This window comes from Actomonas aquatica, from assembly GCF_019679435.2.
In the GTDB taxonomy this organism is placed as follows: Bacteria; Verrucomicrobiota; Verrucomicrobiia; order Opitutales; family Opitutaceae; genus Actomonas; species Actomonas aquatica.
Window position 1 is genome coordinate 1,419,836 of record NZ_CP139781.1, and the last position, 20,853, is coordinate 1,440,688.

General features: G+C 58.1%; 28 protein-coding genes. 2 read left to right on the forward strand and 26 right to left on the reverse strand.

Annotated elements, in window-relative coordinates:
• Positions 1-57: 57 nt before the first annotated feature.
• From K1X11_RS05390 to K1X11_RS05505, 26 genes are all read right to left on the reverse strand, one after another.
• Positions 58-468: a hypothetical protein gene (locus K1X11_RS05390; RefSeq protein ID WP_221031924.1), complete on the reverse strand. Its 411-nt coding sequence runs from the start codon at positions 466-468 to the stop codon at positions 58-60.
• A gap of 542 nt (positions 469-1,010) precedes the next feature.
• The gene (locus tag K1X11_RS05395; protein ID WP_324726106.1) at positions 1,011-1,286 is read right to left on the reverse strand and encodes a hypothetical protein; all 276 of its coding nucleotides are present in this window, start codon (positions 1,284-1,286) and stop codon (positions 1,011-1,013) included.
• 525 nt (positions 1,287-1,811) lie between these two features.
• Complete coding sequence (locus K1X11_RS23480; RefSeq protein WP_221031925.1) at positions 1,812-2,204, reverse strand: ankyrin repeat domain-containing protein; 393 nt, start codon at positions 2,202-2,204, stop codon at positions 1,812-1,814.
• Positions 2,205-2,309: 105 nt separating this feature from the next.
• Positions 2,310-2,708: a hypothetical protein gene (locus tag K1X11_RS05400; RefSeq protein ID WP_324726107.1), complete on the reverse strand. Its 399-nt coding sequence runs from the start codon at positions 2,706-2,708 to the stop codon at positions 2,310-2,312.
• 90 nt (positions 2,709-2,798) lie between these two features.
• Positions 2,799-2,924 (reverse strand): hypothetical protein, encoded by a 126-nt coding sequence (locus K1X11_RS05405; protein ID WP_255599905.1) that lies wholly within the window; start codon positions 2,922-2,924, stop codon positions 2,799-2,801.
• 236 nt (positions 2,925-3,160) lie between these two features.
• Positions 3,161-3,694, reverse strand: a complete 534-nt coding sequence (locus K1X11_RS05410) for a hypothetical protein (protein ID WP_221031926.1) — start codon at positions 3,692-3,694, stop codon at positions 3,161-3,163.
• 83 nt (positions 3,695-3,777) lie between these two features.
• On the reverse strand, positions 3,778-4,167 hold the full coding sequence (locus K1X11_RS05415; RefSeq protein ID WP_221031927.1) for a hypothetical protein: 390 nt from the start codon (positions 4,165-4,167) through the stop codon (positions 3,778-3,780).
• A gap of 22 nt (positions 4,168-4,189) precedes the next feature.
• Positions 4,190-4,474, reverse strand: coding sequence for a hypothetical protein (locus tag K1X11_RS05420; RefSeq protein ID WP_221031928.1), 285 nt, complete (start codon positions 4,472-4,474; stop codon positions 4,190-4,192).
• A gap of 87 nt (positions 4,475-4,561) precedes the next feature.
• Positions 4,562-4,870, reverse strand: coding sequence for a DUF7660 family protein (locus K1X11_RS23485; protein ID WP_425503820.1), 309 nt, complete (start codon positions 4,868-4,870; stop codon positions 4,562-4,564).
• A gap of 9 nt (positions 4,871-4,879) precedes the next feature.
• Entirely contained in the window at positions 4,880-5,305 is a 426-nt protein-coding gene (locus K1X11_RS05425) for a hypothetical protein (protein ID WP_324726108.1), read from the reverse strand.
• A gap of 94 nt (positions 5,306-5,399) precedes the next feature.
• Positions 5,400-5,747: a HEAT repeat domain-containing protein gene (locus K1X11_RS05430; protein WP_221031930.1), complete on the reverse strand. Its 348-nt coding sequence runs from the start codon at positions 5,745-5,747 to the stop codon at positions 5,400-5,402.
• Between the two features lie 201 nt (positions 5,748-5,948).
• Entirely contained in the window at positions 5,949-7,547 is a 1,599-nt protein-coding gene (locus K1X11_RS05435; RefSeq protein WP_324725960.1) for an IS1182 family transposase, read from the reverse strand.
• Positions 7,548-7,626: 79 nt separating this feature from the next.
• The gene (locus K1X11_RS05440; RefSeq protein ID WP_324726109.1) at positions 7,627-7,905 is read right to left on the reverse strand and encodes a YrhB domain-containing protein; all 279 of its coding nucleotides are present in this window, start codon (positions 7,903-7,905) and stop codon (positions 7,627-7,629) included.
• A gap of 84 nt (positions 7,906-7,989) precedes the next feature.
• A complete protein-coding gene (locus K1X11_RS05445; RefSeq protein WP_221033308.1) occupies positions 7,990-8,400 on the reverse strand; it encodes a FecR family protein in 411 nt (136 codons plus the stop codon).
• An 83-nt stretch (positions 8,401-8,483) separates the two neighbouring features.
• On the reverse strand, positions 8,484-8,984 hold the full coding sequence (locus tag K1X11_RS05450; protein WP_221033307.1) for a DUF4274 domain-containing protein: 501 nt from the start codon (positions 8,982-8,984) through the stop codon (positions 8,484-8,486).
• 12 nt (positions 8,985-8,996) lie between these two features.
• Positions 8,997-9,365 carry a hypothetical protein gene (locus tag K1X11_RS05455; RefSeq protein WP_324726110.1) on the reverse strand — a complete coding sequence of 123 codons (369 nt, stop codon included), beginning with the start codon at positions 9,363-9,365 and terminating at the stop codon, positions 8,997-8,999.
• Positions 9,366-9,479: 114 nt separating this feature from the next.
• The gene (locus K1X11_RS05460; RefSeq protein ID WP_221033305.1) at positions 9,480-10,076 is read right to left on the reverse strand and encodes a hypothetical protein; all 597 of its coding nucleotides are present in this window, start codon (positions 10,074-10,076) and stop codon (positions 9,480-9,482) included.
• A gap of 775 nt (positions 10,077-10,851) precedes the next feature.
• Entirely contained in the window at positions 10,852-12,450 is a 1,599-nt protein-coding gene (locus K1X11_RS05465) for an IS1182 family transposase (protein ID WP_324725960.1), read from the reverse strand.
• Positions 12,451-12,529: 79 nt separating this feature from the next.
• The gene (locus K1X11_RS05470) at positions 12,530-12,808 is read right to left on the reverse strand and encodes a YrhB domain-containing protein (protein WP_324726109.1); all 279 of its coding nucleotides are present in this window, start codon (positions 12,806-12,808) and stop codon (positions 12,530-12,532) included.
• 84 nt (positions 12,809-12,892) lie between these two features.
• Positions 12,893-13,303 carry a FecR family protein gene (locus K1X11_RS05475; RefSeq protein ID WP_221033308.1) on the reverse strand — a complete coding sequence of 137 codons (411 nt, stop codon included), beginning with the start codon at positions 13,301-13,303 and terminating at the stop codon, positions 12,893-12,895.
• An 83-nt stretch (positions 13,304-13,386) separates the two neighbouring features.
• Positions 13,387-13,887, reverse strand: a complete 501-nt coding sequence (locus K1X11_RS05480) for a DUF4274 domain-containing protein (protein WP_221033307.1) — start codon at positions 13,885-13,887, stop codon at positions 13,387-13,389.
• A gap of 12 nt (positions 13,888-13,899) precedes the next feature.
• Positions 13,900-14,268: a hypothetical protein gene (locus K1X11_RS05485; RefSeq protein ID WP_324726110.1), complete on the reverse strand. Its 369-nt coding sequence runs from the start codon at positions 14,266-14,268 to the stop codon at positions 13,900-13,902.
• 114 nt (positions 14,269-14,382) lie between these two features.
• Positions 14,383-14,979, reverse strand: a complete 597-nt coding sequence (locus tag K1X11_RS05490; protein ID WP_221033305.1) for a hypothetical protein — start codon at positions 14,977-14,979, stop codon at positions 14,383-14,385.
• A gap of 775 nt (positions 14,980-15,754) precedes the next feature.
• Entirely contained in the window at positions 15,755-17,353 is a 1,599-nt protein-coding gene (locus K1X11_RS05495; RefSeq protein ID WP_324725960.1) for an IS1182 family transposase, read from the reverse strand.
• A gap of 129 nt (positions 17,354-17,482) precedes the next feature.
• Positions 17,483-17,803, reverse strand: a complete 321-nt coding sequence (locus K1X11_RS05500) for a hypothetical protein (RefSeq protein ID WP_221033097.1) — start codon at positions 17,801-17,803, stop codon at positions 17,483-17,485.
• 19 nt (positions 17,804-17,822) lie between these two features.
• Positions 17,823-18,188: a DUF805 domain-containing protein gene (locus tag K1X11_RS05505; protein WP_221033098.1), complete on the reverse strand. Its 366-nt coding sequence runs from the start codon at positions 18,186-18,188 to the stop codon at positions 17,823-17,825.
• A 625-nt stretch (positions 18,189-18,813) separates the two neighbouring features.
• On the opposite strand from K1X11_RS05505, the gene hemF reads away from it, so the two are divergent.
• Positions 18,814-19,776 (forward strand): oxygen-dependent coproporphyrinogen oxidase, encoded by a 963-nt coding sequence (gene hemF / locus K1X11_RS05510; RefSeq protein ID WP_221033099.1) that lies wholly within the window; start codon positions 18,814-18,816, stop codon positions 19,774-19,776.
• A gap of 33 nt (positions 19,777-19,809) precedes the next feature.
• A complete protein-coding gene (hemE, locus tag K1X11_RS05515; RefSeq protein ID WP_221033100.1) occupies positions 19,810-20,850 on the forward strand; it encodes a uroporphyrinogen decarboxylase in 1,041 nt (346 codons plus the stop codon).
• The last annotated feature ends 3 nt before the right edge of the window (positions 20,851-20,853 follow it).

The window sequence follows — 20,853 nt, forward strand, 5'->3', positions numbered from 1 at the left end:
TCACCCTGCCCTGTTGGCCTCAGGAGTTGGTTCGGCCTCTCTGCCGCAACCTTACTTCTACTTGTTATGCTCATACGCCAACCACTCCTCTAGGCCTCCAACAAACGTCCCGTTTTCGAAGAAGAAACGCGCCTCTTCGCCGGCCCCCTCGCCGTAAGTGAACGTGAGGGAAAAGCGACCTTCCGTATACGGCTGAGTGCTATTCTCGTGAAACGTAATCCTCAAGGAGTCCAAGCGCGGTGCGACGATGCCTTCTACGGCGCTGGATGGCACCTGATACTCGATGTCTTCACGTGAAACGACCGTAATCGCGGTCAAGGCAACAGTGTTGAGGTGTGTCGTGAAAATCACGCGATCACCGCTTTCGAATGCGACCTCGATACGTTCGATGTGCGGGTGATATGTCCGAGTCGCAAACAACGGGGACGCCAGCGTCATTAGAATGAAAAAGGCGATCAATCGTTTCATATGCTAAATTTTCCAACGATTCATAGGTCAGACAGGCCGACTTGTCGGCCTTGTCTGCACCGGTTGGTTGGGCTTTGACTTTGATTTCGCCAGGTTGCGCAGGCCGCCAGCGATACAAGCAAGACCACTCGAAATCAGTAAGAGCCGGCCGGCGGTATCTTTCTCGAGCACGGCCAATAGCAAGGCAACGGAGCCGAATACGGTCAGAGTCTTCGCGGTCAGGCTGACCTCTCGTAGGGACATCTTCCGACCGGACGTGCATGCAAAATGGTAGGCCAAGTAGCACGAAAACAGCGTGAATCCGGCGGTGAGAAAAATCGCTACCACACTTTTCAGGAATGTGACCGAGAACCAAAGTGACGCCCCTCCAACGGCACACAAGACGAGCGCGCAAATCACCCCAACCGCTCTTTCGAAAGAGGTCGGCTTACGATCGAGATTCCAGTCTGCACTCATCGGTTCTTAGCGCCCAACGTCTAAGCTGAGACAGGCCGACTTGTCGGCCTTGTCTGCACCAGGTGTGTTGGACTCTTTCCTGAGAATCATGATGCGCCAAACACTGATGCCGTGAGAAGGAGTAGGATCGAAGCAACGAACGCGACGAGGAATCTCAGATACCACTTTCGATACCACAACCCTTGGGGCGAAAGGGCCTCAGGACGAAACGGAAGAGTGCCCCAACTAAAAATCACCCAATCGCTGAATGGCCGCAGATCTTCATTTGTCTCACCGACAAGTAGAACATTCAGAATGGTCATGGCTGCCACCGAAATGAAGCCGACTGCAAAACAGAGACCTGCGACGATTTCCGCACTCATCAGCGTCCAACGTCTAAGCTGAGACAGGCCGACTTGTCGGCCTTGTCTCCGGCGATTGGTCCAGCCCTTTTTCTTTCGGAAACTCCCGAGTCACTGCTGGCTTAAAAACCAAGAAGTAGAGACACGCAGCCGAGAGGAATGGAACTGACGCAGGAAGGTGAAGTGCCGACGAGGCGAGTATCACCCAGGTTCCGAAGCTAGCCCCCAACGAAACGAACAACGCTGTCGCACGTTCAGGGCGGCGCAAAAAGGCGATTCCGCTCAATACCGCACCGACCGCGGATATCGCCGCGAGCGTGAACACGGGAAGAACGAACGAGATGTGGTGCGGCCCATCGAACCAGGCCTCCGCAACGATCGCTCCACCTACACGAACGAACGCAAAGAACCCTCCGACAATCGCAACGAATGAGGCAGCGCGTAAGTATTTCATAGGCCGGATGCTGAACGATTAAAGTGAGATACTCCAATCAGTGCGAAGCACTGACTGGAGTTGTATCGACTGGTTGGTTGGCCTTCTTCTCTTCATGGGTTTAGGGTTTGGAGATACTTGGCGACAATCGAGAACCCATTCGAACGTGCGTATGCCTCGGCAGTTCGCTGCGAAACTCCCGAATGAATTCTAGGATTCGCTCCGGCCGCGACTAACATCTGCACGACCTCCAAGTGACCGTTCGATGCGGCCATCATCAGCGGAGTCGGATATGTGTCGTAGTCCTCATGTAGATCGGGCCACGCGCCACTGCCCAATAGCTCCTCGACGACATGAAGATGCCCGCGCCCAGCGGCATGGCACAACGCGGTCCTACCATATCCGTCCGGCACATTGGGATCGACCGCTTCGAGCAACAATCTTCTCACCGTCACCAAATCGCCGACGTAAGCTGCCGATCTTAGCGCTGTGGCAGGAGTGCTCATTTACGGCCAACGTTAGAACTGAGCCGCGCCGGACGCGTCCCTTTACTCCTCCAACACTCAATCTCCGCTGAAGCTTCGGACTGGGAGATTCGGGTGAACTTCGTCTCAGGGGGGAGATACGGCGTCAGGAATCCTGAGCCCCGCTTCAAGTTTGGTCGCAACTATCTCTTTGTCGCACCAAAAGAGGGCAGAAATCGCGTAGTCGATAACGGTATCGGCCTTTACGTGGGCCACGATGTCAATGGTGGGCAGCAAAGGGGCTACCCCACTTACGAAAGATGCGTCGTCCCATCTCACGACCGTCAACAGATCATCTGCAGTGGCAGTCCGCGCCGACACTACCAAAGGATGTCGAGGGTCCCCTTCGCCGCGATAAAGGACGCATCCGTCGAAGTCTGAGGTAATTTGGAAATGCACCGTTCTGGTCGAGACGGCCTTCCCGATCAGAATGCCTGCGTAAACCAAGGTAATGGCTCCGATACAGACCACCGTGCGTTTCTTCACTCGCCCAAGCACCTTCATATTTGTCAAACGATCTAAGTGTGGGGCAATGGCCGCGCAGCGGTCGCCGTTGTCTCGACCGGTTGGTTGGGCTCATTTTTTTTCATAAACCGTGGCGATGAGGGCGGCTGAGCCGATGGCTGAATAAAACAATCCACTCGCAAACGCATGACCGAGCAAATGCCGATTTTCAGGAGGATCGGGTAGGGCAAAGATCATCTGGGAAGGGAAAAACAGCCGATTCTGTGAGAACGGACTAGAATGCCCAGACATGCCAAAGCTCCACATCTGGAAGAGTCCAGATACGATCGAGAAGCCTAGGACAGTAATCGTATACGCCACAGTCAGAAACGCCCACCAACGAACGAAGATCTTCGAGTATCGATTCATCTTGGATTGCCCAATGTTAGAGGTGAGCCAAGAGGGTCCGCGCAAAGCGCTGGCCCGAATTGGCTCTACTGATTGGTTGGATCATTGATTCCTGGCTCCTTTGGTAGGAAAGCATGGGATATAAACCGAGATCGTAGCGCCCTCGAATCCTCCTCTGCAATCTCCCCCTCATACTTCAAGAATTCTTCGGCCATCAGGTCTGCTACGCTCCTCGTGATCTCAGGATCTGTGTGGATGAAACCCATCTCCACGATCAAACTCAATCGAACCAAGCCAATAACCGTATTCTGAGAAAATACCTCGAACCCGACCTCGTCGGAATATTCGCGCTCTCCCAAGTAGGGATCAGCAACTGATCGCTCTAGTCCCTCATCGACCACTCTTCGCCAATATCTTCTCTTCAGGTCGTGGCTGCTCGCTACCAACACCACGGTTCTCGCATCCTCCCCGGATATGATCGCGTCATCGACGACGTCCGAAGACCTGGCTGACCGCAGTATTTGGACAAGAGCATACGAATGATACTCGATCTTTCCATTCGAGCTTTTGGCGCATCCGAACAAAAGGAGGCCAAGTAGCGCTGGTAAGAAGTATCTCATATTCATCGTCTCAAGTGAGCCGCGAGTCACAGCGCGGAGCGCTGTGGCTCGTTGGCTCGACTGGTTGGTTGGACCTTTTCATTTCAGGGGGAAATGTAGTGATAGCGGGCTACCAAGCGGCCCGACTCATCAAACCCAAACGCATACTGTTCGGGAAAGAAGAAAGCTACGCACCACACTTCTTTCTTCACGTCGGGGTGATTCTGGCGGAGCGAATATCCGAGAGGGGACTTTCCGTCTTCGAACTCGAGGGTCTCCCACCAGAGCGCCTGCTTCACTTCTTCCTCGGACCTGCCGTCCGGGAGGATTTCGAACTTCTGCTTCCATCCGTCTTCGGCGACCAATCGACCAATCGCGAAGCCCAAGCACATCAAGGCTAACGGAATGCCGATCTTCCTTCGACGTGGTGAGAAGGCCATCACGACGCCGGTCAGAAATGCGATCAACAGCAGTGGAACGCCCAGAATATACATCTCTGATGTCCAACGTCTGAACTCAGCCGCGCATGTCAGCGGAGCTGACATGCGTTGGCTGCGGTGGGTGGATGGGCTCTTTTCTTTTCATGAAGCGTGGAACGATCCAGATGCCGATCGAACTCCAAAATGATACGAAGGAAATCCCAAGTGCGATATTGCTCACGAACTTCAAGTGAGGCTGGTCTGCGGAGCCGGTGCCGGACGCCCAGCCCCAAAACAGAGACAGATAGAGGGTCACTGCCGAAACGATGAGAAGGAGAATCGTCGCTCCGATCCGAAGCAGGTCTTTCGTATCACGATTCATTCGTCCGCCCATCGATTTAGCTGAGCCGCGAGCGCCGACGCGTAGCGGCGGTGCTCGTTGGCTCGGGCGACTGGATGGGCTCTTTCTTCATTCGTAGTGCTTTCCTGCGTGGAGGATTTCCGCACACCGTTTCCATGGGTTCGCGGCGGCACGAAACTGGGGGGATCTCTTCGAGCTTTCGGCCCAAGCGGCCGCAGACTCCAAGAATGCTTCGACCGTGGCATTCTCCCATCCGTTCGCGCCGGGTCCAAACGGAGAGGACGGTGACTGCTCTTCTTTCCGAAGTTCGTCAGCGCGATCGGAAGCGAGCGCGCTGACGAATGCCACAAAGCTGACCTCATCACACACAGCATCGAGCTTCGCCTGTAGACTATCGCTCATCACTTGTTCGCCCATCGTCTCAGCTCAGACAGGCCGACTTGTCGGCCTTGTCTGCGGCGGCTGGTTCGGTCCTTTCTTCCGGGGTTCGGTATCGATGCGACGAAGAACTCTCATGGTCAGCGCGAGGCCTACAAAACCCAATATCGTGCCGAGTGGGAATAGAAAGATCTGAACCACCGATGAGACCAGAATCCCCCAAACGATCTTCTTACTTCTCTCCTCTTCACGCAGGAGCGTCACAAGCAAGGCGATGAAGCCTAAGAAGCCGACGATCCTACTGGCTCGGACGAAGCTCCAGTTCGCTTCAAGCGTGGCACTGACAGCGTCAGAATCACCCTGGTCGGCGTAGTTCAATGCGCGTGTGATCGCAGTAATACCGACCGCGAGACCAACCCAAAGAAGCGCCTGCGAAAAAAGCCCAAGTAGAGAAACGATTCGATATGGACGCATCTTTTAAACCGAACGATTCAAGTGAGACGCGGAGTGCAGTGCGCAGCACTGCACGGAGTTGTCTCAACTGGCTGGTTCGCCTTCTTGGAACTTCTCATAAGAAATCTTCGTTCGGATTTTGGGCTCTGAACTCTTCCGCGATCTTTTCAGCAACAGGGTCTTCAAAATACAATAGCGAGCTGTAGGCCCAAGACCGGACTGCCATGAGGTCGCTTTTCAGCTCTGCTTCTAGGATCGGGATAGCCTCGCTCCGTTTTGAATCGCCAACCAACTCAACGAACTTCGACCGAATGTCTTCGTCTTGCTCCTTCTGCATAAGCACCACGATGTCTTTGAAGTGCGTGCTTAGGAATCCCTGAAGCCACTGGTAGCCGTCTTCGTAGGTCATCGGGTCTTTGCTTCTCAGCATCCCCACACACTCTTCGAACGTCGGAGTCTCCATTTTGGGCGAACGAGACTGTCGGGAAACCCGCTGCTGTCGAGGTTGGGGTGGGCTTGGTTGGGATTGATATAGGGGCACGGGATTTTTGCTACAGGGGCGCGGTTTTGGGGAGGATCTGGGGATTTGAGGGGAATGATGCGATAGGATGCCTTGGCGGCGGCGTTGCGCGCCGCGATCGCGGGCTGGATTGCGCCCCTTCGCTCATCTTATGGGTCTGCCGTGGCGGGCGATCTTCTCCAGGTTGTGCACCAGGCAGTAGAGTTTCCATTGGGTATCCACTTTGGCCCTACCGCGCAGCGTCGATCGGTTCATGCCTTTTTGCGCGCCGAGGTTGCCGAAGACCGGCTCCACGATGCCGAGGCGGCGGCTGTAGATCTGTCGGCCCTCAGGCGTGTCGATCTTGTCCTTCATGCGCGAGGTGAGGGTCTCGGTGACGCGTCCGTGGAAGACGCGCACTTGGCGTGGGTTGCCGCTCTCGGGGTGTTGCAGGCAGCGGTCACGCAGCTCGCAGCTTAAGCAGGCGGTCTTAGGCGCGCGGTAAGAGGTGGCGCGGTAACCTTGCGCGGTGACGTGGTCGTGGCCGCAGCGATACAGGCGCTGGCCGGCGGGGCACATGAGGCGCTCAGTGGCTTCGTCGAACGTGAAGTCGTCGCCACGGAACCAGCGACGTTTGGAGCGGTAGTCCTGTTTGCGGCGGTCGGTCGGGCGACGGTGCCGCTTGGCGGTGGCCAGTTGCGGGTCACGGGAGCGGAACTTCGGATCGGGCACGTAGGCGTCGACCTCGGCGGCCTCGAACGCTTCGAGGTTTTGGTTGGAAAAATAGCCGGTGTCGGCGCTCACGATCTTTTGGCGCAACGGGTCGTCCTCGCCGGTGGCGTGAGTGAGGTGGGTGGCGGCGCCGGCCAGCATGGCAGTGGCCACCGCGCCGTCGTCGCCGACGCCAAAGGCTTCGCCGTGCACGATGACCTGGTGCTTCGCGTCGACCATGGCGTTGGCGTTGTAGCCCTGGATGATGCCGTGGCTGCTCTTCATCTTGGCCGACTCGTTGTCGGTCACGTTGCTTTGGATCTCGGTGCCACTGCGGCCCTGGCGGGGTTCGTTTTCGTTGAGGAATCGTTCGATGCGCTCGGCCTGGCGTTGGAGGCGCGCGAGGCGCTTGGCGGGATCGCGGGGCAGCAGGGACGAACTGCCGCCGCCTTTGCCGTCTTCACTGCGACGGTCGTTGTGCTGGTGCGTGCGCACGTGTTCGCGCACCAGCTCCTTGAGCTTGTCGCGCTTTTTGCGCAGGTCCTCATGCGTGCCGCTCGATTCCTTGGCCGCGTTGCTGGAGAGCTTGTAGCCGTCGATGGCGAAGTGGGTCCCTCCGAGTAGCTCGGCCTCATGGCAGACCAAGAGCACCTGTGAGAACAGCGTGCTGATGCGTTCCTCGCCCATGCCCGAGACAAACGTCGCGATCGTGCTGTGATCCGGCCGTTGGCCGCAGCACAGGGCCATGAACACGATCTGTTCGCGGCACGCCGCCTCCAGCTTGCGAGAACTGAGCAGCCCCCGCGAGTAGCCCAGCAACACGACCTTGAGCAGCACCCGTGGATCGTAACCCGGGCGGCCCCCATCGTCGTTGTGATGCTCGGCGTCAAAGGCGCGCAGATCGAGTCGCTCCTGCACCACGTAGTGGATCGTGTGTTCCAGTGTCCCCGGCTGCAGTTGGTCCGCCAGCGACACCGCCACCATCATCGTCTGCGCGTAGTCATAAGGTTTATACTTCGCCATGATGTGCACGCCTCTTTCGGGCGTGCCCATAACCCATCATTTATCAGGCCAACCGTGTATCAAATAATCACCGACAAACGGGGTTTTTCGACAGTCTCAACGATTGAACTCAGCCGCGACTGACAGCGGAGCTGTCAGTCGTTGGCTGCGGTGGCTGGATCGGCTTCTTCTGCCTCCGGTATTCAGAAAGCTGGTGGTCAACACCTCCAGCGCTGCCGAGTATGGTGACGGTGCCTGAGGCTCCATCGACCACGACCGGACCATTCCCGGCGAGCGCGAAAGAGATCTTCTTGGTTTCGAGGTAGCGGCGCGAATTGTAGAAGAACACCCAGCCGAAATATTCTTCTTTCGTGGCTTCGTCGACGATCGCCGGCTCGTCGTCGCTCACAGACCAACCTGAGCGTATCTTCGCCATCGCAAGCTCACGTGCTTTTTCGCGGGAGATCATCTTTCTTCTGCCGATCGTCTGAGCTCAGCCGCGACGGGGCGCCAGCCCCGGCGTTGGCTGCGCCGGTTGGTTAGGCTCTTTCACGACTACGGCGATTCGGTAGGCGTATTGGCTCTCACGCGTCACCCGAACGGGAAGAACCTCGGTAAGTGCAGACATAAACCTATCGATGTCACCAAGTGCTAGCTCTCCGCTAAATCTCAGTGAACTGGCTTCCTGAGTAACCGTGAATTCAACGCGATTGGCGTCTGCGAACTCGCGGACAATACTGCCCAATCTCGCGTTCGAGAATTTGATTCGTCCGTCAACCTTGTGGATTTCGCCCTCGAATTGCTGAGCCAAAGGTTGGCTTGCGGTGCCGTGATTCGACTGCGCGATAGCGATCGAACAGTGTAGTCCTGCCACGAATAGTAAACCTGATCTGAAAGCGGCCATGACTCGGGTGCGTATGCCTAACGTTTGAGATGAGCCGCGGGTGTCAGCGCGGAGCGCTGACACCCGTTGGCTCGGTCGATTGGTTAGGTGATTTCATCTTCAAATCGACACCTTTCAACTACAGCTCCCGTCACATCGAGTTTCATCCAAGCTGGAACAAGGCGGACCCCAGGGCGGTAGTGGTCATCGTCTCGAAATTGGCGCCCGTGCATCGCCTCTGGCGAAAATGCGATCGCATCGCCTCGAAAATCATTCTCTTTCACTCTTTGCTCCAACTTCTTGAGGAAGGGAAGGCAGGCAAGGTGTATGGCATCTAGTCGCTTCCCTTTCTCTTGCTGCCTGTAAATCCAATCCGGCTGCAATCCCCAGTAGATCATCAAAGCCGTTCCCTTCGAACAGTGTCGATGTGCGGCCATGTCCACGAGCTCGCGAACTTCGAATCCGTCGTGATTGAACCACCATGCGACTTGGTGGAGCTCAGCCGACGTCTCGACCTGCGAAACCAATCGGCTGCGCTCTTCGAGGTCTTCATACTCGTCGAAAGCGAGCCTGCGTATTCGGACTAATTGGGTATCACTATACATTTACCTAACGATTTAGCTGAGCCGCGAGCGCCGACGCGGAGCGGCGGTGCTCGTTGGCTCGGGCGACTGGATAGGCCTTCTTCTTAGTTTTTCGTCAGTCCAACTGACTCTCGAAAAAGCAATCTTCTGCTCCAGATCCTCACCATGGTAGACGGCTTCGATCAAAAGCTCTCCGAGCGGAACGGTGACAGTGGTAGAACGGGTCTCCATCTCTTCTTCTTTCAAGACTTCCGCATGCACGGTGGCGTCCAGATTGAAGTAGAACTGTAGAACCGTCTCGGGGGAAAGCCGAATCCCCATGAAGCTCCCCTTTGGTCCGAGCCGAGCGAATACGCCTCGGGCTTCTGACTCGTCCGCTTCGACGGGCGTCGCGGCAGGCACGTCGTCCCGTCCGTAAGCTCCGTGAAAGTATATCAGCATCGTGATATTCCGCCTATCGTCTGAGCTCAGCCGCGACTGCCAGCGGAGCTGGCGGTCGTTGGCTGCGGCGGATGGTTAGGCCCTGTCTTCTTCATGTGACAGGGTGATAAGATAAGAAATAGATGACCGCATGTTTTCTGTGATCTGCCTCACTGACTTCATGCCCTCCTCAAGGACCTCCAAGTTCAGTAACTCTGATGTCTGAATATGGAGCTGACGCTTTCTGTCCTCTGGATAGCGAAAAACCATACCGATCGGATCGATACACGAAAAATCAGATATCGCCTGCTCAAGCTTCAGAACATCGTCGGCCTCAACGACGGGTGCAGGGAGCTCGCTAATCCGAGTCTTAAGGTCACGCCACAACTCTCCAAGATCGTGTATCATCGGCAGCTCGGGATTTGATCGTAATACCAAGGTCGATTCGATGAGCAAATGCTTCAAGGAGAGTTCCAGTCCGTGTCTATACGACTGAACAATCGGATAGATTGCGGTATCGATGTGCAGTCTCGGTTCGCGTCGAGAACGAATCGACTCAATGAGGTGCTCAGCGGCATCGAAGAAGCCATCTGCATATGCCCGGTAGTCGTGGGGGCCGCCATTTGTTCCAATGCAGGCGTTCATTTGCCAGTTGACGCCTTTTCGAAACAGGGAGTTTGGGGAGTATGGCATCGCGCCTAACGTTTCAAGTGAGCCGCGACCACAGCAGATCACGGACGGGGAGGTGAGCCAATGAAACCGACCGAAAAAGGACGGCCTGTGGTCGTTGGCTCCACTGGTTGGTTGGCCTCTTCATCTAAGTTCGATCTTGTTCAGGGCGGGACATATACACCCTGCGCGGACTTTCGTGCCGTATCGATTCGGCTTCCCAAATACGGGCCATGTCTTCTGTCCACAACGTGGACACGACTCGCGATATGGCTCTTCGACCGGCGATTCCGCCGGCTAGGATTCCGTCGGATACCGCGCTTATATCTGGTGCCTGATCGCTGGTCACAGCTCGTCCGGCATTCTCCAGGCGAAGTCGAAGGAAATAGCGTGTGCGCTCATCTACTTCAGGCCACGACCCTGTCCGAATCCATACGTCTTCAGCTTCTTCTGCTGCGCTCACACCTGACCAGAGATGCTCTCGCCAGAATGTATCCGGACGATGCTCCCATGGATCAAATCGGGGCGACCAGCACTCTTCGGGGACGGCGTGAAACTCACTGGCTAGAACCTCATGTATGTCGTGCGATCTCATGGCTTACGGCCAACGAGACTGTCGGGAAACCCGCTGCTGTCGAGGTTGGGGTGGGCTTGGTTGGGATTGATATAGGGGCACGGGATTTTTGCTACAGGGGCGCGGTTTTGGGGAGGATCTGGGGATTTGAGGGGAATGATGCGATAGGATGCCTTGGCGGCGGCGTTGCGCGCCGCGATCGCGGGCTGGATTGCGCCCCTTCGCTCATCTTATGGGTCTGCCGTGGCGGGCGATCTTCTCCAGGTTGTGCACCAGGCAGTAGAGTTTCCATTGGGTATCCACTTTGGCCCTACCGCGCAGCGTCGATCGGTTCATGCCTTTTTGCGCGCCGAGGTTGCCGAAGACCGGCTCCACGATGCCGAGGCGGCGGCTGTAGATCTGTCGGCCCTCAGGCGTGTCGATCTTGTCCTTCATGCGCGAGGTGAGGGTCTCGGTGACGCGTCCGTGGAAGACGCGCACTTGGCGTGGGTTGCCGCTCTCGGGGTGTTGCAGGCAGCGGTCACGCAGCTCGCAGCTTAAGCAGGCGGTCTTAGGCGCGCGGTAAGAGGTGGCGCGGTAACCTTGCGCGGTGACGTGGTCGTGGCCGCAGCGATACAGGCGCTGGCCGGCGGGGCACATGAGGCGCTCAGTGGCTTCGTCGAACGTGAAGTCGTCGCCACGGAACCAGCGACGTTTGGAGCGGTAGTCCTGTTTGCGGCGGTCGGTCGGGCGACGGTGCCGCTTGGCGGTGGCCAGTTGCGGGTCACGGGAGCGGAACTTCGGATCGGGCACGTAGGCGTCGACCTCGGCGGCCTCGAACGCTTCGAGGTTTTGGTTGGAAAAATAGCCGGTGTCGGCGCTCACGATCTTTTGGCGCAACGGGTCGTCCTCGCCGGTGGCGTGAGTGAGGTGGGTGGCGGCGCCGGCCAGCATGGCAGTGGCCACCGCGCCGTCGTCGCCGACGCCAAAGGCTTCGCCGTGCACGATGACCTGGTGCTTCGCGTCGACCATGGCGTTGGCGTTGTAGCCCTGGATGATGCCGTGGCTGCTCTTCATCTTGGCCGACTCGTTGTCGGTCACGTTGCTTTGGATCTCGGTGCCACTGCGGCCCTGGCGGGGTTCGTTTTCGTTGAGGAATCGTTCGATGCGCTCGGCCTGGCGTTGGAGGCGCGCGAGGCGCTTGGCGGGATCGCGGGGCAGCAGGGACGAACTGCCGCCGCCTTTGCCGTCTTCACTGCGACGGTCGTTGTGCTGGTGCGTGCGCACGTGTTCGCGCACCAGCTCCTTGAGCTTGTCGCGCTTTTTGCGCAGGTCCTCATGCGTGCCGCTCGATTCCTTGGCCGCGTTGCTGGAGAGCTTGTAGCCGTCGATGGCGAAGTGGGTCCCTCCGAGTAGCTCGGCCTCATGGCAGACCAAGAGCACCTGTGAGAACAGCGTGCTGATGCGTTCCTCGCCCATGCCCGAGACAAACGTCGCGATCGTGCTGTGATCCGGCCGTTGGCCGCAGCACAGGGCCATGAACACGATCTGTTCGCGGCACGCCGCCTCCAGCTTGCGAGAACTGAGCAGCCCCCGCGAGTAGCCCAGCAACACGACCTTGAGCAGCACCCGTGGATCGTAACCCGGGCGGCCCCCATCGTCGTTGTGATGCTCGGCGTCAAAGGCGCGCAGATCGAGTCGCTCCTGCACCACGTAGTGGATCGTGTGTTCCAGTGTCCCCGGCTGCAGTTGGTCCGCCAGCGACACCGCCACCATCATCGTCTGCGCGTAGTCATAAGGTTTATACTTCGCCATGATGTGCACGCCTCTTTCGGGCGTGCCCATAACCCATCATTTATCAGGCCAACCGTGTATCAAATAATCACCGACAAACGGGGTTTTTCGACAGTCTCAACGATTGAACTCAGCCGCGACTGACAGCGGAGCTGTCAGTCGTTGGCTGCGGTGGCTGGATCGGCTTCTTCTGCCTCCGGTATTCAGAAAGCTGGTGGTCAACACCTCCAGCGCTGCCGAGTATGGTGACGGTGCCTGAGGCTCCATCGACCACGACCGGACCATTCCCGGCGAGCGCGAAAGAGATCTTCTTGGTTTCGAGGTAGCGGCGCGAATTGTAGAAGAACACCCAGCCGAAATATTCTTCTTTCGTGGCTTCGTCGACGATCGCCGGCTCGTCGTCGCTCACAGACCAACCTGAGCGTATCTTCGCCATCGCAAGCTCACGTGCTTTTTCGCGGGAGATCATCTTTCTTCTGCCGATCGTCTGAGCTCAGCCGCGACGGGGCGCCAGCCCCGGCGTTGGCTGCGCCGGTTGGTTAGGCTCTTTCACGACTACGGCGATTCGGTAGGCGTATTGGCTCTCACGCGTCACCCGAACGGGAAGAACCTCGGTAAGTGCAGACATAAACCTATCGATGTCACCAAGTGCTAGCTCTCCGCTAAATCTCAGTGAACTGGCTTCCTGAGTAACCGTGAATTCAACGCGATTGGCGTCTGCGAACTCGCGGACAATACTGCCCAATCTCGCGTTCGAGAATTTGATTCGTCCGTCAACCTTGTGGATTTCGCCCTCGAATTGCTGAGCCAAAGGTTGGCTTGCGGTGCCGTGATTCGACTGCGCGATAGCGATCGAACAGTGTAGTCCTGCCACGAATAGTAAACCTGATCTGAAAGCGGCCATGACTCGGGTGCGTATGCCTAACGTTTGAGATGAGCCGCGGGTGTCAGCGCGGAGCGCTGACACCCGTTGGCTCGGTCGATTGGTTAGGTGATTTCATCTTCAAATCGACACCTTTCAACTACAGCTCCCGTCACATCGAGTTTCATCCAAGCTGGAACAAGGCGGACCCCAGGGCGGTAGTGGTCATCGTCTCGAAATTGGCGCCCGTGCATCGCCTCTGGCGAAAATGCGATCGCATCGCCTCGAAAATCATTCTCTTTCACTCTTTGCTCCAACTTCTTGAGGAAGGGAAGGCAGGCAAGGTGTATGGCATCTAGTCGCTTCCCTTTCTCTTGCTGCCTGTAAATCCAATCCGGCTGCAATCCCCAGTAGATCATCAAAGCCGTTCCCTTCGAACAGTGTCGATGTGCGGCCATGTCCACGAGCTCGCGAACTTCGAATCCGTCGTGATTGAACCACCATGCGACTTGGTGGAGCTCAGCCGACGTCTCGACCTGCGAAACCAATCGGCTGCGCTCTTCGAGGTCTTCATACTCGTCGAAAGCGAGCCTGCGTATTCGGACTAATTGGGTATCACTATACATTTACCTAACGATTTAGCTGAGCCGCGAGCGCCGACGCGGAGCGGCGGTGCTCGTTGGCTCGGGCGACTGGATAGGCCTTCTTCTTAGTTTTTCGTCAGTCCAACTGACTCTCGAAAAAGCAATCTTCTGCTCCAGATCCTCACCATGGTAGACGGCTTCGATCAAAAGCTCTCCGAGCGGAACGGTGACAGTGGTAGAACGGGTCTCCATCTCTTCTTCTTTCAAGACTTCCGCATGCACGGTGGCGTCCAGATTGAAGTAGAACTGTAGAACCGTCTCGGGGGAAAGCCGAATCCCCATGAAGCTCCCCTTTGGTCCGAGCCGAGCGAATACGCCTCGGGCTTCTGACTCGTCCGCTTCGACGGGCGTCGCGGCAGGCACGTCGTCCCGTCCGTAAGCTCCGTGAAAGTATATCAGCATCGTGATATTCCGCCTATCGTCTGAGCTCAGCCGCGACTGCCAGCGGAGCTGGCGGTCGTTGGCTGCGGCGGATGGTTAGGCCCTGTCTTCTTCATGTGACAGGGTGATAAGATAAGAAATAGATGACCGCATGTTTTCTGTGATCTGCCTCACTGACTTCATGCCCTCCTCAAGGACCTCCAAGTTCAGTAACTCTGATGTCTGAATATGGAGCTGACGCTTTCTGTCCTCTGGATAGCGAAAAACCATACCGATCGGATCGATACACGAAAAATCAGATATCGCCTGCTCAAGCTTCAGAACATCGTCGGCCTCAACGACGGGTGCAGGGAGCTCGCTAATCCGAGTCTTAAGGTCACGCCACAACTCTCCAAGATCGTGTATCATCGGCAGCTCGGGATTTGATCGTAATACCAAGGTCGATTCGATGAGCAAATGCTTCAAGGAGAGTTCCAGTCCGTGTCTATACGACTGAACAATCGGATAGATTGCGGTATCGATGTGCAGTCTCGGTTCGCGTCGAGAACGAATCGACTCAATGAGGTGCTCAGCGGCATCGAAGAAGCCATCTGCATATGCCCGGTAGTCGTGGGGGCCGCCATTTGTTCCAATGCAGGCGTTCATTTGCCAGTTGACGCCTTTTCGAAACAGGGAGTTTGGGGAGTATGGCATCGCGCCTAACGTTTCAAGTGAGCCGCGACCACAGCAGATCACGGACGGGGAGGTGAGCCAATGAAACCGACCGAAAAAGGACGGCCTGTGGTCGTTGGCTCCACTGGTTGGTTGGCCTCTTCATCTAAGTTCGATCTTGTTCAGGGCGGGACATATACACCCTGCGCGGACTTTCGTGCCGTATCGATTCGGCTTCCCAAATACGGGCCATGTCTTCTGTCCACAACGTGGACACGACTCGCGATATGGCTCTTCGACCGGCGATTCCGCCGGCTAGGATTCCGTCGGATACCGCGCTTATATCTGGTGCCTGATCGCTGGTCACAGCTCGTCCGGCATTCTCCAGGCGAAGTCGAAGGAAATAGCGTGTGCGCTCATCTACTTCAGGCCACGACCCTGTCCGAATCCATACGTCTTCAGCTTCTTCTGCTGCGCTCACACCTGACCAGAGATGCTCTCGCCAGAATGTATCCGGACGATGCTCCCATGGATCAAATCGGGGCGACCAGCACTCTTCGGGGACGGCGTGAAACTCACTGGCTAGAACCTCATGTATGTCGTGCGATCTCATGGCTTACGGCCAACGAGACTGTCGGGAAACCCGCTGCTGTCGAGGTTGGGGTGGGCTTGGTTGGGATTGATATAGGGGCACGGGATTTTTGCTACAGGGGCGCGGTTTTGGGGAGGATCTGGGGATTTGAGGGGAATGATGCGATAGGATGCCTTGGCGGCGGCGTTGCGCGCCGCGATCGCGGGCTGGATTGCGCCCCTTCGCTCATCTTATGGGTCTGCCGTGGCGGGCGATCTTCTCCAGGTTGTGCACCAGGCAGTAGAGTTTCCATTGGGTATCCACTTTGGCCCTACCGCGCAGCGTCGATCGGTTCATGCCTTTTTGCGCGCCGAGGTTGCCGAAGACCGGCTCCACGATGCCGAGGCGGCGGCTGTAGATCTGTCGGCCCTCAGGCGTGTCGATCTTGTCCTTCATGCGCGAGGTGAGGGTCTCGGTGACGCGTCCGTGGAAGACGCGCACTTGGCGTGGGTTGCCGCTCTCGGGGTGTTGCAGGCAGCGGTCACGCAGCTCGCAGCTTAAGCAGGCGGTCTTAGGCGCGCGGTAAGAGGTGGCGCGGTAACCTTGCGCGGTGACGTGGTCGTGGCCGCAGCGATACAGGCGCTGGCCGGCGGGGCACATGAGGCGCTCAGTGGCTTCGTCGAACGTGAAGTCGTCGCCACGGAACCAGCGACGTTTGGAGCGGTAGTCCTGTTTGCGGCGGTCGGTCGGGCGACGGTGCCGCTTGGCGGTGGCCAGTTGCGGGTCACGGGAGCGGAACTTCGGATCGGGCACGTAGGCGTCGACCTCGGCGGCCTCGAACGCTTCGAGGTTTTGGTTGGAAAAATAGCCGGTGTCGGCGCTCACGATCTTTTGGCGCAACGGGTCGTCCTCGCCGGTGGCGTGAGTGAGGTGGGTGGCGGCGCCGGCCAGCATGGCAGTGGCCACCGCGCCGTCGTCGCCGACGCCAAAGGCTTCGCCGTGCACGATGACCTGGTGCTTCGCGTCGACCATGGCGTTGGCGTTGTAGCCCTGGATGATGCCGTGGCTGCTCTTCATCTTGGCCGACTCGTTGTCGGTCACGTTGCTTTGGATCTCGGTGCCACTGCGGCCCTGGCGGGGTTCGTTTTCGTTGAGGAATCGTTCGATGCGCTCGGCCTGGCGTTGGAGGCGCGCGAGGCGCTTGGCGGGATCGCGGGGCAGCAGGGACGAACTGCCGCCGCCTTTGCCGTCTTCACTGCGACGGTCGTTGTGCTGGTGCGTGCGCACGTGTTCGCGCACCAGCTCCTTGAGCTTGTCGCGCTTTTTGCGCAGGTCCTCATGCGTGCCGCTCGATTCCTTGGCCGCGTTGCTGGAGAGCTTGTAGCCGTCGATGGCGAAGTGGGTCCCTCCGAGTAGCTCGGCCTCATGGCAGACCAAGAGCACCTGTGAGAACAGCGTGCTGATGCGTTCCTCGCCCATGCCCGAGACAAACGTCGCGATCGTGCTGTGATCCGGCCGTTGGCCGCAGCACAGGGCCATGAACACGATCTGTTCGCGGCACGCCGCCTCCAGCTTGCGAGAACTGAGCAGCCCCCGCGAGTAGCCCAGCAACACGACCTTGAGCAGCACCCGTGGATCGTAACCCGGGCGGCCCCCATCGTCGTTGTGATGCTCGGCGTCAAAGGCGCGCAGATCGAGTCGCTCCTGCACCACGTAGTGGATCGTGTGTTCCAGTGTCCCCGGCTGCAGTTGGTCCGCCAGCGACACCGCCACCATCATCGTCTGCGCGTAGTCATAAGGTTTATACTTCGCCATGATGTGCACGCCTCTTTCGGGCGTGCCCATAACCCATCATTTATCAGGCCAACCGTGTATCAAATAATCACCGACAAACGGGGTTTTTCGACAGTCTCAACGATTGAACTCAGCCGCGGCGCGCTAGCGCCGTTGGCTGCGGTGGCTGGTTCGACTTTTTCATTTTATCGGCGCGGAAAGAATAGGGGCCTCCATAAACATACTTACGGCGTAGAGCAAAACCCACACTAAGACCGAAATCAAAAACGCCTTAAAGCAGCGGTCACGAATCTTCCACATGATCCAGGCTTCCTGTTTGTAGCACTCGATCGGTGTCATCGGGCTCCCCAGAAACAAAGACGATGTGGTGCGCCTCTTCTCGATCGCTTCTGGATCGCCGAAAAACAGAAGCGTGATCGACGCGGTAAAACCGCCAACAAAAACCACGACCATCGCGATCGACAAAGCGGAGGCACAAACATGGAGAATGGTGTCAGTCATTCTATTTCCGTCGAACGATTTAACTCAGCCGCGGCGGCTTGCCGCCGTTGGCTGCGGTGACTGGATCGGCTTTTTCGTCCCTGGCGGAGATGCTGCTCGGAAACAGCAGGGCGATCCAAAGGCACAGATTCAGAAACGGGACGAACGAGACAATCGATATCCAAGGGGACCAACCGCAATCTCGGCAGCGCGGCCGAACGATAAACATGAACCAATAGATCAGCGCAATGAATGAAACTAAGAGTAGGGATAGCGACGGAACGTATTCCTCCTCTTCAACCCTCGCCATTTCGAGCGAAACGGGGGCACACAGAAAAACGAAGATGAGCATGCGGATTAGATACGCGATACGGTCGATCTTCCTAGGGAACAACAGTGTCATCATGTTCAGTCTTCCGCCGATCAGTGTTATTAGCCTACCTCCGGACTTACTTCCGACTGGGGTAAATACCTGCGGTGGAATGATTTGCTAAATTCTTGGTGCATTTTTTGCTTTGGGATTCAGACACTCCTTACACCGCAAAATTTACGGGGCAAAATTTACGGACGCTGGATTTTATACCTTGTCGCTGCGCGGTTTGTGAAAGATTCGGGGGCATTTTTGCGTTCCAAGGGTATGGCACGACAGAAGGCGCGATTTCGGATTTCGATAAAGGACATGGAGCGCGGATACACGCTCAAAGTCGAACTCCTGCCCTGTAACCGACTCTGGTCGGAACACCTTTTCACGATCCGCGTGAACGACCGAATGTCCGAACGTTTTTCCGCGGTCTCCCTGACCACCGTCTTCAACCGCCTGCGCCGCTGGTTGGTCATGCGATCACACCACCGGCAAGAGCATTAGGAACGCCAAGGAGCCACGCTTGGCCCGGCGGTGACAGCGTGGTCCCAGGGGCGACCATTCCACAGCCGCGGGATCGCTGCGCGGCAACGCGGCTACCGCGCAAGCCCCCTTCACCTGACTTTCACGTTGCCCGGCGGGCGGACTCTGTTCGGCTTGGCGGTCTGCCATGTCCGACCTGCCCGACCTTTCCGCCGTCCGCTCCTACCTGCTCGATCTGCAGGATCGCATCTGCGCGGGGCTGGACGCCGAGGAAACGGGCTCGGCCCGCTTTGAGACCGACGAGTGGATCCGCCCGGCCGGCGGCGGCGGACGCACCCGCATCATCGCCGACGGCGAGACCTTCGAGAAAGGCGGCGTCGGTTTCTCCCACGTCTGCGGCGACCAACTCCCGCCTTCCGCCACCGCCAACCGCCCCGAGATCGCGGGCAAACCGTGGCAAGCCATGGGCGTCTCCCTCGTCATCCACCCCCGCAATCCCTACGCACCGACGAGTCACGCCAACGTGCGCTTTTTCTGCGCGGGCGACGGCCTCGATGATCCCGCGGTATTCGAGAATCCAGAATCGAAAATCAAAAATACCACGTGGTGGTTCGGCGGTGGTTTCGACCTCACCCCTTATTACGGTTTCCGCGAAGATGCCGTGCACTGGCACGAGACCGCTCGCGCCGCGGTCGCGCCCTTTGGCGAGGACTACTACCCGCGGCTCAAAACGTGGTGCGACGACTACTTTTACCTGAAACATCGCGACGAGCCCCGTGGTGTCGGCGGCCTCTTCTTCGACGATTTTAACGAGCTCGGTTTCGCCCGGAGTTTCGCCTTCATGCGCAGCGTGGGCGACCACTACCTGCCCGCCTATCAGCCGCTCGTGGCCCGCCGCAAAGCCACGGCCTACACCGACCGCGAACGCGACTGGCAGTTGTATCGGCGCGGTCGTTACGTGGAGTTCAACCTGGTCTGGGACCGCGGCACCCACTTCGGCCTGCAGAGTGGCGGCCGCACCGAGTCGATCCTCATGAGCCTGCCGCCGCAGGTGTCGTGGAAATACAACTACACGCCCGAACCCGGCTCCCCCGAAGCCGCCCTCCACACCGATTTCCTCCGCCCCCAAGACTGGCTCGCGGAGGTTTAGGATTTAGTCTCTAGGATTTAGGATTTTCACCATATGACCTCCCGCGAACGTTTCCTCAAAGCCTGCGCCTGCGAGCCGCTCGACCGACCGCCCCTCTGGGTGATGCGCCAGGCCGGGCGCTACCTGCCTGAATACCGCGAGTTGAAGGCCAAGTCGTCCTTCCTCCACATGGTGCACACGCCCGAGCTCGCTCTCGAGGTCACCCTGCAACCGCTGCGCCGCTTCAACCTCGACGCCGCCATCCTGTTCTCCGACATCCTCACCATCCCGGAAGCCCTCGGCCAACCCTACCACTTCCGCGACCAAGGCGGCATCGGCATGGAATACCGGCTCGAGACCCGCGCCCAGGTCGACGCCCTCGCCGGTCCCGACGCCGTGGGCGAAAAGCTGCACTACGTGCCCGCCGCGCTCCGCCTCATCCGCGCCGAGTTGGGCGACAGCAAGGCCGTGCTCGGTTTTGGCGGCTCCCCGTGGACGCTCGCCACCTACATGGTCGAGGGCGGCAGCTCCGACGACTTTGAACGGATCAAGCTGCTGTTCTACACCGACCGCCCGATGTTCGACGCGCTGCTCGGCAAACTCACCGACGCCCTCATCGCCTACTTCAAGCTGCAGATCGAGGCCGGGGCCGACGCCATTCAGATCTTCGATTCCTGGGGCGGCATCATCGCCGGGCCCGACTACGAGGCCGCCTCCCTCCAGTGGATCAAACGCATCGTCGCCGCGCTGCCGGCCGACTTCCCCATCATCCTCTACGCCAAGGGCACCGCGCCCCACCTCACTGATCAGGCCTTCAGCGGCGTGCGCGCCATCAGTCTCGACTGGACCTGCGACCTCGCCATCGCCCGGCGCAATCTGCCCGCCAACGTCGCGGTGCAGGGCAACCTCGATCCGGTGCTCATGCAGACCACGCCCGAGATCGTGCGCTCGGCCGCCACTCGCCTGCTCGACTCCATGCGCGACCTGCCCGGCCACATCTTTAACCTCGGCCACGGCATCACCCCGCGCGCCAAGATCGCCTGCATGGAATCGCTCGTCGACACCGTGACGAGTTGGGACAACGCCAACACTTAAGCA

Bases quoted from the DNA above. Each gene is read 5' to 3' on its own strand.
- K1X11_RS05390 (WP_221031924.1), bottom strand. From the start codon at position 468: ATGAAACGATTGATCGCCTTTTTCATTCTAATGACGCTGGCGTCCCCG.
- K1X11_RS05395 (WP_324726106.1), bottom strand. From the start codon at position 1,286: ATGAGTGCGGAAATCGTCGCAGGTCTCTGTTTTGCAGTCGGCTTCATT.
- K1X11_RS23480 (WP_221031925.1), bottom strand. From the start codon at position 2,204: ATGAGCACTCCTGCCACAGCGCTAAGATCGGCAGCTTACGTCGGCGAT.
- K1X11_RS05405 (WP_255599905.1), bottom strand. From the start codon at position 2,924: ATGATCTTTGCCCTACCCGATCCTCCTGAAAATCGGCATTTGCTCGGT.
- K1X11_RS05410 (WP_221031926.1), bottom strand. From the start codon at position 3,694: ATGAGATACTTCTTACCAGCGCTACTTGGCCTCCTTTTGTTCGGATGC.
- K1X11_RS05415 (WP_221031927.1), bottom strand. From the start codon at position 4,167: ATGTATATTCTGGGCGTTCCACTGCTGTTGATCGCATTTCTGACCGGC.
- K1X11_RS05420 (WP_221031928.1), bottom strand. From the start codon at position 4,474: ATGAATCGTGATACGAAAGACCTGCTTCGGATCGGAGCGACGATTCTC.
- K1X11_RS23485 (WP_425503820.1), bottom strand. From the start codon at position 4,870: ATGGGCGAACAAGTGATGAGCGATAGTCTACAGGCGAAGCTCGATGCT.
- K1X11_RS05425 (WP_324726108.1), bottom strand. From the start codon at position 5,305: ATGCGTCCATATCGAATCGTTTCTCTACTTGGGCTTTTTTCGCAGGCG.
- K1X11_RS05430 (WP_221031930.1), bottom strand. From the start codon at position 5,747: ATGGAGACTCCGACGTTCGAAGAGTGTGTGGGGATGCTGAGAAGCAAA.
- K1X11_RS05435 (WP_324725960.1), bottom strand. From the start codon at position 7,547: ATGGGCACGCCCGAAAGAGGCGTGCACATCATGGCGAAGTATAAACCT.
- K1X11_RS05445 (WP_221033308.1), bottom strand. From the start codon at position 8,400: ATGGCCGCTTTCAGATCAGGTTTACTATTCGTGGCAGGACTACACTGT.
- K1X11_RS05450 (WP_221033307.1), bottom strand. From the start codon at position 8,984: ATGTATAGTGATACCCAATTAGTCCGAATACGCAGGCTCGCTTTCGAC.
- K1X11_RS05460 (WP_221033305.1), bottom strand. From the start codon at position 10,076: ATGCCATACTCCCCAAACTCCCTGTTTCGAAAAGGCGTCAACTGGCAA.
- K1X11_RS05465 (WP_324725960.1), bottom strand. From the start codon at position 12,450: ATGGGCACGCCCGAAAGAGGCGTGCACATCATGGCGAAGTATAAACCT.
- K1X11_RS05475 (WP_221033308.1), bottom strand. From the start codon at position 13,303: ATGGCCGCTTTCAGATCAGGTTTACTATTCGTGGCAGGACTACACTGT.
- K1X11_RS05480 (WP_221033307.1), bottom strand. From the start codon at position 13,887: ATGTATAGTGATACCCAATTAGTCCGAATACGCAGGCTCGCTTTCGAC.
- K1X11_RS05490 (WP_221033305.1), bottom strand. From the start codon at position 14,979: ATGCCATACTCCCCAAACTCCCTGTTTCGAAAAGGCGTCAACTGGCAA.
- K1X11_RS05495 (WP_324725960.1), bottom strand. From the start codon at position 17,353: ATGGGCACGCCCGAAAGAGGCGTGCACATCATGGCGAAGTATAAACCT.
- K1X11_RS05500 (WP_221033097.1), bottom strand. From the start codon at position 17,803: ATGACTGACACCATTCTCCATGTTTGTGCCTCCGCTTTGTCGATCGCG.
- K1X11_RS05505 (WP_221033098.1), bottom strand. From the start codon at position 18,188: ATGATGACACTGTTGTTCCCTAGGAAGATCGACCGTATCGCGTATCTA.
- hemF (WP_221033099.1), top strand. From the start codon at position 18,814: ATGTCCGACCTGCCCGACCTTTCCGCCGTCCGCTCCTACCTGCTCGAT.
- hemE (WP_221033100.1), top strand. From the start codon at position 19,810: ATGACCTCCCGCGAACGTTTCCTCAAAGCCTGCGCCTGCGAGCCGCTC.